This is a genomic window from Promicromonospora noduliphila (assembly GCF_056951025.1).
In genome coordinates this window covers 2,892,839-2,907,130 of sequence record NZ_CM167806.1, presented here as the reverse complement: position 1 = coordinate 2,907,130, position 14,292 = coordinate 2,892,839, and the positions used below count along the sequence as shown (strand labels likewise).

Genomic DNA, 14,292 nt, shown 5'->3' with positions numbered 1-14,292 from the left:
GCACGGACCCCGGCACCGCCGCCGCGCGGACCGTGCTCGGCGAGGCGGACATCGCCCGCGCGCTGACCCGGATCGCCCACGAGATCGTCGAGCGGAACAAGGGTGCTGCCGGCCTGGTCCTGCTCGGCATCCCGACGCGCGGCGTGCAGCTCGCCGACCGGCTGGCCCAGCGCCTGGCGCAGATCGAGCCCGCCTTCGACGGCGAGTACGGCACGCTCGACGTGACCATGTACCGCGACGACCTGCGCCGGCAGCCCACCCGTGCCGTCGGGCAGACGGTGCTGCCGGGCAGCCTGGACGGCACCATCGACGACAAGGTGGTGGTGCTGGTGGACGACGTGCTGTTCTCGGGCCGCACCATCCGCGCCGCGCTCGACGCGCTGAACGACCTGGGCCGCCCGCGCGTGGTGCAGCTCGCCGCGCTGGTGGACCGCGGGCACCGCGAGCTCCCGATCCGCGCGGACTACGTGGGCAAGAACCTGCCCACCTCGCGCAGCGAGCGCGTCAAGGTGCGGCTGTCCGACGTCGACGGGGGAGCCGACGCGGTGGTGATCAGCGGCCCGGCCGCCGGGGCCGCCGGCACGGACAGGACCACGGGCACGGACAGGACCGCCGCCGCCCACGGGTCTGCGCCGGGCGCGACCGGCGGAGCCACCGGCGGGACCGCCGCGACCACCAGAGCCACCCCCGGCGGAGGTGCCCGGTGAAGCACCTCCTGACCACCCAGGGCCTGTCCAAGGACGACGCGATCCTGCTCCTGGACACCTCCGCGCAGATGGCCGCCACCCAGGCGCGCGAGAACAAGAAGCTGCCCACGCTGCGCGGCCGCACGGTGGTGAACCTGTTCTACGAGGACTCCACGCGCACCCGGATCTCGTTCGAGACGGCGGCCAAGCGCCTGTCGGCGGACGTCATCAACTTCTCGGCCAAGGGGTCGAGCGTGTCCAAGGGTGAGTCCCTCAAGGACACGGCCCTCACGCTGCACGCCATGGGCGCCGACGCCGTGGTGGTGCGCCACTCGGCGTCGGGCGCGGCGCACCAGCTCGCGCACGCGGGCTGGCTCGACGCCGGTGTGCTCAACGCGGGCGACGGCATGCACCAGCACCCCACGCAGGCGCTGCTGGACGCGTTCACGATCCGCCGGCACCTGGTGGGCAACGTCGGCGTGGACGGCCGCGGCACCGACACCTCGATGGGCGCTGACCTCTCGGGCGTGCGTGTCGCGGTGGTCGGCGACGTGCTGCACTCGCGGGTCGCCCGGTCGAACGTCTACCTGCTGCACACCCTGGGCGCCGAGGTGACGCTGGTCGCGCCGCCCACCCTGGTCCCGGTGGGCGTCGAGACGTGGCCGTGCCGGGTCTCCTACCACCTGGACGAGACGCTCGAGCAGTGGCAGCCGGACGCGGTCATGATGCTGCGGGTGCAGCGCGAGCGGATGTCGGGCGGCTCGGGCGCGTTCTTCCCGAGCCCGATGGAGTACAGCCGCAAGTTCGGGTTCGACGCCCGCCGCCTGGCGGTGCTGCCGGACCACGCGATAGTGATGCACCCCGGCCCCATGAACCGCGGCCTGGAGATCTCGGCCGACGCCGCCGACCACCCCCGCTCCGTGATCGTGGAGCAGGTGGCCAACGGGGTCGCCGTCCGGATGGCCGCGCTGTACCTGCTGCTCGCCGGCAGCGAGAGCACGGGGAGCGCCGCGAGCACCGGCAGCCCCCAGACCGCTGCGGGCGGCAAGACCAGCACCGACGAGAGGATCGCCCTGTGAGCAGCCCTTCGAGCACGCCCTACGTCCTGCGCGGGGTACGCCCCTACGGCACGGACCCGGTGGACGTCGTGCTGGCGGACGGCGTGATCGCCGCGATCGGCGCCCCCGGGACGGTCGAGGTGCCCGACGGTGCGGTCGAGGTTCCGGCGTCGGGCGACGGGACGGGCACGGGGAGCGGCAGCGAGGCCGGTACCAAAGCCGGCACCGAGGCGAGCGGCCGGGCGAGCGGCGGAGCGAGCAGCAAGGCCGGGCTCGTGCTGCTGCCCGGGCTCGTCGACCTGCACACCCACCTGCGCGAGCCCGGCCGCGAGGACGCCGAGACGGTCTTCTCGGGCACCCGGGCCGCCGCGGCGGGCGGTTTCACCGCGGTGCACGCCATGGCCAACACCAACCCGACGCAGGACACCGCGGGCGTGGTGGAGCAGGTCTACCGGCTCGGCCAGCAGGCCGGCTGGGTGGACGTGCACCCCGTCGGCGCCGTCACCGTGGGCCTGGGCGGCGAGAAGCTCGCCGAGCTGGGCGCCATGGCCGACTCCGCCGCCCGCGTCCGCGTCTTCTCCGACGACGGCAAGTGCGTCCACGACCCGGTCCTGATGCGCCGCGCCCTGGAGTACGTCAAGGCGTTCGACGGCGTCGTGGCCCAGCACGCCCAGGAGCCGCGCCTCACCGAGGGCGCCCAGATGAACGAGGGCATCGTCTCCGCGCAGATCGGCCTCACCGGCTGGCCCGCGGTGGCCGAGGAGTCGATCATCGCGCGCGACGTGCTGCTCGCCGAGCACGTGGGCTCGCGCCTGCACGTGTGCCACCTGTCCACAGCGGGCTCGGTCGAGATCATCCGCTGGGCCAAGGGCCGCGGCATCGACGTCACCGCCGAGGTGACGCCCCACCACCTGGTGCTCACCGACGAGCTGGCCCGCGACTACGACCCGGTGTTCAAGGTCAACCCGCCGCTGCGCACCGCCGCCGACGTCGAGGCGGTCCGCGAGGGCCTCGCCGACGGCACCATCGACATCGTCGCCACCGACCACGCCCCGCACCCCGTCGAGGACAAGGACTGCGAGTGGTCCTCGGCCGCGTTCGGCATGACCGGCCTGGAGACCGCGCTGTCCGTCGTGCAGCAGACCATGGTCGACACCGGCCGCATGACCTGGGCCGACGTCGCCCGCGTGCTCTCGGAGAACCCCGCCCGCATCGGCCGGATCAACGGCGAGGGCGGCCACGGTGACGAGAGAGGCGGCGACGGCAGAGGCGGCCAGGGCCGCCCGATCGCCGTCGGCGAGCCCGCCAACCTGACCCTGGTCGACCCGGCCGCCACCCGCACGATCGACGGCCGCACCCAGGTCACCGCCAGCAGCAACACCCCGTTCGCCGGCATGGAGCTGCCCGGCCGCGTGGTCGCGACGTTCCTGCGGGGCCGCGCGACCGTCCTGGACGGCGCGGTGGTCGACGGCACGGCGCAGACCCTCGAAGGAGCCACCCGATGATGAAGATCCTGGCCATCGCCATCCTGGTCGCCCTCGCGATCTTCCTCGTGCTGTACGTGACCCTCATCGGCCGACGACGGCTCGCGCAGCGCACCACCACCGTCGTCCCGGTACCGCCGCCCGTCCCCGAGGCGCTCGCGGACGGCGTCGGGCCGGGTCCTGGTGCGGACGGCGGCCCAGACGGCGGTGCAGGCGGCCCAGGCAGCCCGGTGCGGTTCGGCCCCCTCGAGGCGGTCTACGTTTCGACCACGCTGCACGGCGACTGGCTCGCGCGTGTCGGCGCGCACGGCCTGGGCGACCGGTCGCGCGCGCTCGTCTCCGTGCTCGACCAGGCTCCCGCGCCCGGGAACAACCCCGCCTACAACTCCGCACACGACGCCGGCGTCCTGATCGAGCGCGACGGCGCCGACGACCTGTGGATCCCCGTGAGCACCATCCGCAGCGCGGGCCTCGCACCCGGCATGGCGGGCAAGTACGTCGGCGCGGACGGCCTCGTGGTCCTGACCTGGGCCGTCCCGGAGGCCGACGGCGTCGCGCCGGCCCTGGTCGACACCGGCCTGCGCACGCGGCGCGCCGAGGACCGGGGCGGCCTCGTCGACGCCGTCCGGTACCTGCTCGCGGCCGAGCAGTCCCGGCAGCCCCAGCCGTACCCGCAGGACTCCTACCGGGGGCCCGGGTACCAGGAGCCGCAGTACCAAGAGCCCGAGTACGAGCAGGACCAGTACCAGCAGCCGCAGTACCAGCACGACCCGCATCAGCAGCAAGGCCCCTACCAGCAGGGCCCGTACCAGCAGGAGGCCCGGTGACCACCCCGACCACATCCGCAGCCCAGCCGGCCGCGCAGTCCGCAGCACTGGTCCTTGAGGACGGCACCACCTACCGCGGCCGGGCCTACGGCGCGACGGGCACCACGTTCGGCGAGATCGTCTTCTCCACCGGCATGACCGGCTACCAGGAGACCCTGACCGACCCGTCCTACCACCGGCAGATCGTCGTCATGACGGCGCCGCACGTCGGCAACACCGGCGTGAACGACGAGGACCCCGAGTCGGGCCGCATCTGGGTCTCCGGCTACGTGGTCCGCGACCCCGCGCGCCGCGTGTCGAGCTGGCGCGCGCAGCACTCGCTCGGCGACGAGCTCGCCGGCCAGGGCGTCGTCGGCATCTCCGACGTCGACACGCGGGCCCTGACCCGCCGCCTGCGCGAGGAGGGCGTGATGCGCGCCGGGATCTTCTCGGGCGACGACCTGGTCCGGGGCGGGTACGCGCGCCCCGTCGAGGAGCTGGTGGCGGAGGTCCGGTCCGCGCCGCAGATGGCGGGCGCCAACCTCGCGCCAGAGGTCTCCACGACCGAGGCGTACACGGTGGAGCCGACGGGCGACCACGCGGGCAGGACCCCTGTCGCCACGGTGGTCGCCGTCGACCTGGGCATCAAGACCATGACGCCGGTGCGGCTCGCCGAGCGCGGCGTGCGCGTCGTCGTCGTCCCGCAGGCGTCCACCGTCGCCGACGTCGAGGAGATCCTCGGCGCACTGCCGGACGGCGCCCCGCGCGGCGTCTTCTTCTCCAACGGCCCGGGGGACCCGGGCGCCGCCGGCCACGAGGTCGAGCTCCTGCGCGCGGTCCTGGACCGGAGGATCCCGTTCTTCGGCATCTGCTTCGGCAACCAGCTCCTGGGCCGCGCCCTCGGCTACGGCACGTACAAGCTCGGCTACGGGCACCGCGGCATCAACCAGCCCGTGCTCGACCGCACCACCGCGAAGGTGGAGGTCACCGCGCACAACCACGGCTTCGCCGTCGACGCGCCGGTCGTGGACGAGACCGGCGCCCCTGCCGTCTCGCAGGCCCCGCACGACGGCGGCCGGTACGGCCGCGTGCTCGTCTCCCACGTCGGGCTGAACGACCAGGTGGTCGAGGGCCTGACCTGCCTCGACCTGCCCGCCTTCTCCGTGCAGTACCACCCGGAGGCCGCCGCGGGCCCGCACGACGCGGCCTACCTGTTCGACCGGTTCGTCGACCTGATGACCGGCTGGTCCGACGGGACGGCCGCGTGGCCGCCCGCCGTCAAGACACGCGACACCGAGTCCCACCACACCGAGTCCCACCACACCGAGGAGAACCACTGATGCCTCGCCGTTCCGACCTCTCCTCGGTCCTGGTCATCGGGTCCGGCCCGATCGTCATCGGCCAGGCCTGCGAGTTCGACTACTCCGGCACCCAGGCCTGCCGGGTGCTCAAGGAGGAGGGCCTGCGGGTCATCCTGGTCAACTCCAACCCGGCCACGATCATGACCGACCCGGAGTTCGCCGACGCCACCTACGTCGAGCCGATCACCACCGAGGTCCTCACCACCATCATCGCCAAGGAGCGCCCCGACGCCCTGCTGCCTACCCTGGGCGGCCAGACCGCGCTCAACGCCGCCATCGCCCTGGACGAGGCCGGCGTGCTGGAGAAGTACGGCGTCGAGCTCATCGGCGCCAACATCCCCGCCATCCAGAAGGGCGAGGACCGCCAGCAGTTCAAGGACGTCGTCGCCAAGTGCGGCGGCGAGTCTGCCCGCTCCGAGATCGTGCACACCATGGAGGAGGCCCTCAAGGCCGCGGAGGTCCTGGGCTACCCGATGGTCGTGCGCCCCTCCTTCACCATGGGCGGCCTCGGCTCCGGCCTGGCCTACGACGAGGCCGACCTGTACCGCATCGTCGGGCAGGGCCTGCACTACTCGCCCACCACCGAGGTGCTCCTGGAGGAGTCCATCCTCGGGTGGAAGGAGTACGAGCTCGAGCTCATGCGCGACAAGCACGACAACGTCGTGGTCGTCTGCTCCATCGAGAACGTCGACCCCGTCGGCGTGCACACCGGCGACTCCGTCACCGTCGCCCCCGCGATGACGCTGACCGACCGCGAGTACCAGAAGCTGCGCGACATCGGCATCGCCGTCATCCGCGAGGTCGGCGTCGACACCGGCGGCTGCAACATCCAGTTCGCCGTCGACCCCACCAACGGGCGCGTCATCGTCATCGAGATGAACCCCCGCGTCTCCCGCTCCTCGGCGCTCGCGTCCAAGGCCACCGGCTTCCCGATCGCGAAGATCGCCGCCAAGCTCGCAGTCGGCTACACGCTCGACGAGATCCCGAACGACATCACCAAGGTGACCCCCGCCAGCTTCGAGCCCACGCTCGACTACGTGGTCGTCAAGGTCCCGCGGTTCGCGTTCGAGAAGTTCCCCGCCGCCGACGACACCCTCACCACCACCATGAAGTCCGTCGGCGAGGCCATGGCGCTCGGCCGCAACTTCACCGAGGCCCTCGGCAAGGCCCTGCGCTCCATCGACAAGGGCGGCGTCACCTTCCACTGGGACGGCGAAGCCCCCGCGGGCGACGAGCTCACGACCCTGCTCAAGGAGATCGAGCGACCCACCGAGCAGCGCCTGGTCCAGGTGCAGCAGGCGCTGCGCTCCGTCGGGCAGCCCGGCGGCGCCACCCTCGAACAGGTCTTCGACGCCACCAAGATCGACCCCTGGTTCCTCGACCAGATCCAGCTCATCAACGAGGTCGCCGCAGAGGTCGCCGCATCGCCCACGCTCACGGAGGACGTGCTGCGGCACGCCAAGCGCCACGGCCTCTCCGACGCCCAGGTCGCCCGCCTGCGCGGCATGGGCCCCACCGGCGAGGTCACCGTCCGCGAGATCCGCCACGCCCTCGGCGTCCGCCCGGTGTACAAGACCGTCGACACCTGCGCCGCTGAGTTCCAGGCCAAGACCCCCTACCACTACTCCAGCTACGACGCCGAGACTGAGGTGGCACCCCGCGAGCGCGAGGCCGTCATCATCCTCGGCTCCGGCCCCAACCGCATCGGCCAGGGCATCGAGTTCGACTACTCCTGCGTGCACGCGACGCTGGCGCTCGCGGAGAAGTACGAGACCGTCATGGTCAACTGCAACCCGGAGACCGTCTCGACGGACTACGACACGTCCGACCGCCTGTACTTCGAGCCACTGACCTTCGAGGACGTCCTGGAGGTCTACCAGGCCGAGCTCGCCGCGGGACCGGTCAAGGGCATCATCGTGCAGCTCGGCGGGCAGACGCCGCTGGGTCTGGCGCGGCGGCTGGCCGAGGCCGGCCTGCCGATCCTCGGCACGAGCCCCGAGGCGATCGACGCGGCGGAGGACCGGGGCATCTTCGGCCAGGTCCTGCTGGACGCCGGCCTGCCCGCCCCGGCCTTCGGCACGGCGCGGTCGCTCACGCAGGCGCGCGACGTCGCCGACCGGATCGGCTACCCGGTGCTCGTGCGCCCGTCCTACGTGCTCGGCGGCCGCGGCATGGAGATCGTCTACAGCGAGGACCAGCTCACGGGCTACGTCGAGCGCGCGCTGGAGGCCGCCGCCGCGACTCACGCCGACTCCGGGCCGCACGGCACCCTGGCCGCCCCGCTGCTCATCGACCGGTTCCTCGACGACGCGATGGAGATCGACGTCGACGCCCTCTACGACGGCGAGGAGCTGTTCCTCGGCGGCGTCATGGAGCACATCGAGGAGGCGGGCATCCACTCGGGCGACTCGGCGTGCGTGCTGCCCCCGGTGTCGCTGAGCGAGACCGAGATCGCCCGCATCCGCCGCTCGACCGAGGCCATCGCGCGCGGGGTCGGGGTGCGCGGTCTGCTCAACGTCCAGTACGCGCTCGTGAGCGACGTCCTGTACGTCCTGGAGGCCAACCCCCGCGCGTCCCGCACGGTGCCGTTCGTCTCGAAGGCGACGGGCACGCCGCTGGCCAAGGCCGCGGCCCGGGTCATGGTCGGCGAGTCCATCGCCGACCTGCGGGCGGCAGGCGTGCTCCCGGAGCACGACGGCGCGACGCTCGACCTGGGCGCGCCGCTGGCCGTCAAGGAGGCCGTGCTGCCGTTCAAGCGGTTCCGCACCCGCGAGGGCCTGGTCGTCGACTCCGTGCTCGGCCCGGAGATGCGCTCGACGGGCGAGGTCATGGGCTTCGACAAGGACTTCCCGCACGCCTTCGCCAAGTCGCAGGCCGCGGCGTTCGGCGGGCTGCCGACGTCGGGCACGGTGTTCGTGTCGGTGGCCGACAGCGACAAGCGGCACGTCGTCTTCCCCGTGAAGCGCCTGGTGGAGCTCGGGTTCACGGTGCTGGCCACCGCCGGCACCGCCACGGTGCTGCGCCGCAACGGCATCGAGGCCACGGTGGTGCGCAAGCACACGGAGGGCCGCGGGCCGGACGGCGAGCTCACGGTGCTCGGGCTCATCACCGAGGGGCAGATCGACCTGGTGGTGAACTCGCCGTCCGGCCAGGGCGCCCGCGCCGACGGGTACGAGATCCGGGCCGCGACGACGGCCGCCGACAAGCCGATAGTGACCACGGTGGACCAGCTCGCCGCGGCCGTGCAGGGCATCGAGGCGGTGCTCGCCGGGCCGTTCGAGGTGGCGAGCCTCCAGGAGCACCAGGCGGCGACGGCCGCCCGCCTGGCGGCGGCCCGGCTCGCGGACGCCCCGGCGCTGGACGGCGCGGTGGGCGCGGTGGGCGCGCTGGACGGGGCGAGCGCGTGAGCGACGTCGGGGCAGCGGGAGTCGTGCCGTTCGGCGCGCGGCTCGCCGCTGCGATGGACGTCCACGGCCCGCTGTGCGTCGGCATCGACCCGCACGCGTCGCTCCTGCGGGCGTGGGGCCTGCCGGACGACGTCGGCGGCCTGCGCGAGTTCTCCCTGCGGGTCGTCGACGCGCTCGGGGGCAAGGTCGCGGCGTTCAAGCCGCAGTCGGCGTTCTTCGAGCGGCACGGCTCGCGCGGCCTCGCGGTGCTCGAGGAGGTCATCGCCGCGGCGCGCGCGACGGGTTCTGGTGGCGGCTCCGGGACCCTGACGATCGTGGACGCGAAGCGGGGCGACATCGGCTCGACGATGGGCGCCTACGCCGAGGCGTTCCTCGCGGACGGCTCGCCGCTCGCGGGTGACGCCCTGACGGTGTCGCCGTACCTCGGGTTCGGCTCGCTCGACCCCGCCGTCGAACTGGCCGCCGCGACGGGCCGCGGGCTGTTCGTCCTGTGCCTCACCTCCAACAAGGAGGGCTACGAGGTGCAGCACGCTGTCCAGCGCGCCGGGCTGGGCGGCGGGCCGGTGGTTGGTCAACAGGTCGACGGGCAGGACGGCGGGCGGGGCCCCGGACGGGGCGACGGGCAGGTCGACGGCGGCCCCGGCATCTCGGTGGCCGCCCTCATGGCGGCGCGCGCCGCGGTGCTCAACGCCGGCGCCGAGCCCATGGGGTCGGTGGGCCTCGTGGTGGGCGCGACGATCGGCGACGCCGTCGGTGCTACGGGGACCGACCTGGTCGCCGTCAACGGCCCGCTGCTGGCGCCGGGAGTGGGTGCGCAGGGCGCGGGGGAGCGGGAGCTGGCCACGACGTTCGGCGCCGCCCGGCGGAACGTCCTCGCGTCGTCGTCCCGGGCGGTGCTGGCCGCCGGACCGGACCCGGACGCGCTGGTGAGTGCCGCACGCGCGGCCGCGCGGGAGGCCGCCCAGGCCCTGCGCGGCTGACTCCGCGTACGGGTCAGTGTGCGGGTCGGCGTGCGCGTCGGCGGGCGAGCGCGCGCTGATCCGCACGGTGGACAAAACGCCCTCGATCCATAGGGATCGAGGGCGTTTTAGCGTGAAATGTACTAAATGCCTAAATGCGCTTCTGCATGAGTTTTCACGAAGTGGCGTTCTGCGATTGCCGACCACTGAGGCGGTGGCTACTTTCGATGCAGCAGTTCACACCAGACCGGTTGCGGGCCAGGTCACGGACTTGGGCATCCGGCCCGAGCGAGGACCGGACACCCGAGCCAGGAGACCGGTCGAGAGACGAGTAGGTGACTTGCGTGGCACTACCACCCCTCACACCCGAGCAGCGTGCGGCAGCACTCGAGAAGGCAGCCGAGGCGCGACGTGCGCGGGCAGAGATCAAGAACAAGCTCAAGTACTCGCAGGGCTCCCTGAGGGAGGTCATCGAGCAGGGCCAGAAGGACGACGTCGTGGGCAAGCTCAAGGTCGTCTCGCTGCTCGAGTCCCTGCCGGGGGTCGGTAAGGTTAAGGCGAGGGCGATCATGGAAGAGATCGGGATCGCCGAGACCCGCCGCGTCCGAGGCCTCGGACCGCACCAGACGGCGGCGCTCATCGAGAGGTTTGGCTGAGATCAGTACTACACGACCCGCACGGCTGACCGTGCTCGCAGGCCCCACCGCCGTGGGCAAGGGCACGGTCTCCGCTGACGTGCGGGACCGCTATCCGCAGGTCTGGCTCTCCGTGTCGGCGACCACCCGGTCGCCGCGCCCGGGCGAGGTGGACGGAGTGCACTACCTGTTCGTCTCGCCGGAGGAGTTCGACCGCATGGTCGCCGCCGGCGAGATGCTCGAGTGGGCCGTCGTGCACGGTCGTAACCGGTACGGGACACCGCGGCGGCCCGTCGAGCAGAAGCTCGCCGCCGGGGTGCCCGTGCTCCTGGAGATCGACCTCCAGGGTGCGCGGCAGGTGCGGGACGCCGTGACGGCGTCGGGCCTGGAGGCGCGGTTCGTCTTCCTCGCCCCGCCGAGCTTCGACGAGCTGGTCCGCCGGCTCGTCGGGCGCGGCACGGAGGACGCCGAGGAGCGCGAGCGCCGGCTCGCCACCGCGCGGGTCGAGCTCGCGGCCGAGCAGGAGTTCGACGTCACGATCGTGAACGACGACGTGCACAGGGCCACGGACAAGCTGGTCGCCGTGATGGGTGTGGGTTCGACCACACCGGTCGCCGGCTGACGCGATCTACCCCGAGCGACGACCCGCTCCGAGCGACGGAGCAGGTAGACTCGTTCCTCGGACTTTCCCCGTCACTCAGACTTCTGGAGCTTCACCATGGCCGGAACCGTCGCAGCCCCCGAGGGCATCACCGAGCCGCCGATCGACGAGCTGCTCGAGCGCATCGACTCGAAGTACGGCCTCGTGCTGTACGCGTCCATGCGCGCGCGTCAGATCAACGCGTACTACTCGCAGCTCAACGAGGGCCTCCTGGAGAACGTCGGCCCGCTCGTCGAGACCCGCAACCAGGAGAAGCCGCTCTCCATCGCGATGCGCGAGATCAACCAGGGCCTGCTCACCATCGAGGAGGTCGACCCCGCCGAGGTCCAGGCGCAGGCCGACGCCGCTGCCGCCGCCAAGGCCGAGCAGTCGCTGCCCGAGTTCCCGGCCTGACCGGCCCCGTCAGGCGGCGCGGTACAGGCGGCCACCGATGAGGATCCTTCTCGGCGTGAGCGGCGGGATCGCCGCGTACAAGGCGGTGCTCCTGCTCCGGCTGCTGCGCGAGCAGGGGCACGCGGTCCGCGTGATTCCCACCCGGGCGGCGCTCGAGTTCGTGGGCGCCCCGACGTTCGAGGCGCTGTCGGGCGAGCCCGTCAGCACCGAGGTGTTCGACGACGTGCCGGGCGTGCAGCACGTCGCGCTGGGGCAGGGCGCCGACCTCGTGATCGTGGCCCCCGCCACCGCCGACCTCATGGCGCGCGCCGTCGCCGGCCTCGCCGACGACCTGCTGACCACCACGCTGCTGGCCGCGCGCTGCCCGGTGGTGTTCGCGCCGGCCATGCACACCGAGATGTGGGACCACCCCGCGACGCGCGCGAACGTGGCGACCCTGCGCGAGCGGGGCGTGCACGTGATCGACCCCGCCTCCGGCCGGCTGACCGGCGCGGACAGCGGCCCGGGGCGGTTGCCCGAGCCGGAAGACATCGCGCGGGAGGCGCTGGCGCTGGTCGTGCCCACGTCGGTCGAGCCTGTGTTGGCCGAGCCCACGTCGGCTGAGCCGACGGTAGTGGCCGAGGCAGGCCAGGACGAGCCGGGGCGCGCCGGTCGGGCGCACGCTCGGCCGTTTGCTGTCGCTCCCGTCGAGACGCGCCCGGAGATCCGGGACCTGGCCGGCCGCCGTGTGGTCGTCTCGGCGGGCGGGACCAGGGAGGCCATCGACCCGGTGCGGTTCATCGGCAACCGGTCCAGCGGCCGGCAGGGTGTCGCGCTGGCGCAGGCCGCTGCCGCGCGGGGCGCGGACGTGACCCTGGTGGCGGCGAACCTCGCCCAGGACGTGACCGACCAGGTGGCCGTGGGTCCCCACGCCTGCTCGGTGGTCCAGGTGGAGTCGACCGCCGAGCTGCGCGACGCCGTGCGGGCGGCGGGCGCCGACGCCGACGTCGTCGTGATGGCTGCCGCCGTGGCGGACTTCCGCCCGGCCGCCACACCCGACGCCAAGATCAAGAAGGTGCCAGGGCAGGGGCCCGCGCCGATCGAGCTGGTCGAGAACCCGGACATCCTCGCGGAGCTCGCGCACGAGCGGCTGCGGCCAGGCCAGGTCGTGGTCGGCTTCGCCGCCGAGACGGGTGACGCGTCCGGCAGCGTGCTGGAGCACGGCCGCACCAAGGCGCAGCGCAAGGGCGCCGACCTCATCGCGGTGAACGCCGTCGGCTCCGGGCGCGGCTTCGGCACCGACAGCAACGACGTCACGCTCCTGGACCGAGCGGGCGACGTCGTCGGACAGGCCTCTGGGACCAAGCGCGAGGTGGCGGACGCGCTGTGGGACGCCGTCGTGAAGCTGCTGCCGTGAGGACCGCTGTTGGGACAGCCGCTGCTGTGACGGCTTCGGGTGTCGTAACCTTCTGGGGCGATCGAACATCAGCCGGGATCAAAGCGCAGTCGTGACCGTCGTCTCACCTTTCAGGATCGACTGTTCGCTGTGCGAGACCGTAGGCTGGTCGGCATGAGCGAGCTGCGTCTGTTCACGTCCGAGTCCGTGACCGAAGGTCATCCGGACAAGGTGTGCGATCAGATCAGCGACGCCATCCTCGACGCCCTGCTGGAGCAGGACCCGACGTCGCGCGTCGCGGTGGAGACCATGGTGACCACCGGCCTGGTGCACGTGGCGGGCGAGGTCACCACGGAGGCGTACGTGGAGATCCCGCAGATCGTGCGGGACGTGGTGCGCGGGATCGGCTACACGTCGTCCGCCATCGGGTTCGACGCCGACTCGTGCGGGGTGTCCGTCTCGATCGGGCAGCAGTCGCCCGATATCGCGCAGGGGGTCGACAAGGCGCTCGAGATGCGCGACGACATGAGCGACCTCGACCCGCTGGACGCCCAGGGCGCCGGCGACCAAGGGTTGATGTTCGGCTACGCGTCGGACGAGACGCCCGCCTACATGCCGATGGCCGGGTGGCTGGCGCACCGCCTGTCGGAGCGGCTGGCGGCAGTGCGCAAGTCGGGTGAGCTGCTGGGGCTGCGGCCCGACGGCAAGACCCAGGTCACCATCGGGTACGACGGCGACCGCCCCGTCGCCGTCGACACGGTGGTGCTCTCCACGCAGCACGACGCCGACGTGCTGCAGGAGAAGCTGCACGTCGAGGTGGCGGAGCACGTGATCGCCCCGGTGCTGGACGCCGCGGGCCTCGACTGGTCGGGCGCCAGGCAGTTCGTGAACCCGACCGGCAAGTTCGTGATCGGCGGGCCGCAGGGTGACGCCGGCCTGACCGGCCGCAAGATCATCGTGGACACCTACGGCGGCATGGCGCGGCACGGCGGCGGGGCGTTCTCGGGCAAGGACCCGTCCAAGGTGGACCGGTCCGGGGCGTACGCGATGCGCTGGGTGGCCAAGAACGTGGTCGCGGCGGGGCTCGCGCGGCGCTGCGAGGTGCAGGTGGCCTACGCGATCGGCAAGGCGCACCCCGTGGGGCTGTACGTCGAGACGTTCGGCACCGAGACGGTGCCCGTCGAGATGATCACCGCGGCGATCCACGACGTGTTCGACCTGCGCCCGGCCGCCATCGTGCGGGACCTCGACCTGCTGCGTCCCATCTACCGCGCGACGGCGACGTACGGGCACTTCGGGCGGGACCTGCCCAACTTCACGTGGGAGCGGACGGACCGGGTCGAGGACCTGCTGAGCTTGTTCTGAGTTCTGGGGCCTGAGTTCTGTGGTTCTGGGCCCTGGGTTCTGAACTTGTCCTGGTCGGAGGGCCGGGCGACTCTGGTTCAGGTCTAGCCCACCCGCTCTTGG

General features: G+C 72.6%; 12 protein-coding genes. All 12 read left to right on the top strand.

Annotated features, from left to right (window positions below):
• Nucleotides 1-32 precede the first annotated feature (32 nt).
• The 12 genes from pyrR (at nucleotide 33) to metK (ending at nucleotide 14,190) form a co-directional block, all read left to right on the top strand.
• Nucleotides 33-707, top strand: a complete 675-nt coding sequence (gene pyrR / locus AC0QU1_RS12730) for a bifunctional pyr operon transcriptional regulator/uracil phosphoribosyltransferase PyrR (RefSeq protein WP_483616553.1) — start codon at nucleotides 33-35, stop codon at nucleotides 705-707.
• Nucleotides 704-1,765 (top strand): aspartate carbamoyltransferase catalytic subunit, encoded by a 1,062-nt coding sequence (locus AC0QU1_RS12725; protein WP_483569716.1) that lies wholly within the window; start codon nucleotides 704-706, stop codon nucleotides 1,763-1,765. The genes pyrR and AC0QU1_RS12725 overlap by 4 nt, the downstream gene beginning before the upstream one ends.
• Nucleotides 1,762-3,249, top strand: a complete 1,488-nt coding sequence (locus AC0QU1_RS12720; protein WP_483569715.1) for a dihydroorotase — start codon at nucleotides 1,762-1,764, stop codon at nucleotides 3,247-3,249. Before AC0QU1_RS12725 ends, AC0QU1_RS12720 begins: the two co-directional genes overlap by 4 nt.
• Complete coding sequence (locus AC0QU1_RS12715) at nucleotides 3,246-4,055, top strand: PH-like domain-containing protein (RefSeq protein ID WP_483569714.1); 810 nt, start codon at nucleotides 3,246-3,248, stop codon at nucleotides 4,053-4,055. Before AC0QU1_RS12720 ends, AC0QU1_RS12715 begins: the two co-directional genes overlap by 4 nt.
• A complete protein-coding gene (gene carA / locus AC0QU1_RS12710; protein ID WP_483569713.1) occupies nucleotides 4,052-5,374 on the top strand; it encodes a glutamine-hydrolyzing carbamoyl-phosphate synthase small subunit in 1,323 nt (440 codons plus the stop codon). Before AC0QU1_RS12715 ends, carA begins: the two co-directional genes overlap by 4 nt.
• Nucleotides 5,374-8,802 (top strand): carbamoyl-phosphate synthase large subunit, encoded by a 3,429-nt coding sequence (gene carB / locus AC0QU1_RS12705; RefSeq protein ID WP_483569712.1) that lies wholly within the window; start codon nucleotides 5,374-5,376, stop codon nucleotides 8,800-8,802. Before carA ends, carB begins: the two co-directional genes overlap by 1 nt.
• 53 nt (nucleotides 8,803-8,855) lie before the next feature.
• Nucleotides 8,856-9,782 (top strand): orotidine-5'-phosphate decarboxylase, encoded by a 927-nt coding sequence (gene pyrF, locus AC0QU1_RS12700; protein WP_483616551.1) that lies wholly within the window; start codon nucleotides 8,856-8,858, stop codon nucleotides 9,780-9,782.
• 323 nt (nucleotides 9,783-10,105) lie between these two features.
• On the top strand, nucleotides 10,106-10,417 hold the full coding sequence (gene mihF, locus AC0QU1_RS12695; RefSeq protein ID WP_483569710.1) for an integration host factor, actinobacterial type: 312 nt from the start codon (nucleotides 10,106-10,108) through the stop codon (nucleotides 10,415-10,417).
• A 31-nt stretch (nucleotides 10,418-10,448) separates the two neighbouring features.
• Complete coding sequence (gmk, locus tag AC0QU1_RS12690) at nucleotides 10,449-11,018, top strand: guanylate kinase (RefSeq protein WP_483569709.1); 570 nt, start codon at nucleotides 10,449-10,451, stop codon at nucleotides 11,016-11,018.
• A gap of 96 nt (nucleotides 11,019-11,114) precedes the next feature.
• The gene (gene rpoZ, locus AC0QU1_RS12685; protein WP_483569708.1) at nucleotides 11,115-11,450 is read left to right on the top strand and encodes a DNA-directed RNA polymerase subunit omega; all 336 of its coding nucleotides are present in this window, start codon (nucleotides 11,115-11,117) and stop codon (nucleotides 11,448-11,450) included.
• Nucleotides 11,451-11,487: 37 nt separating this feature from the next.
• Entirely contained in the window at nucleotides 11,488-12,846 is a 1,359-nt protein-coding gene (locus AC0QU1_RS12680) for a bifunctional phosphopantothenoylcysteine decarboxylase/phosphopantothenate synthase (protein ID WP_483569707.1), read from the top strand.
• A gap of 153 nt (nucleotides 12,847-12,999) precedes the next feature.
• Entirely contained in the window at nucleotides 13,000-14,190 is a 1,191-nt protein-coding gene (metK, locus tag AC0QU1_RS12675; protein ID WP_483569706.1) for a methionine adenosyltransferase, read from the top strand.
• Nucleotides 14,191-14,292 lie beyond the last annotated feature (102 nt).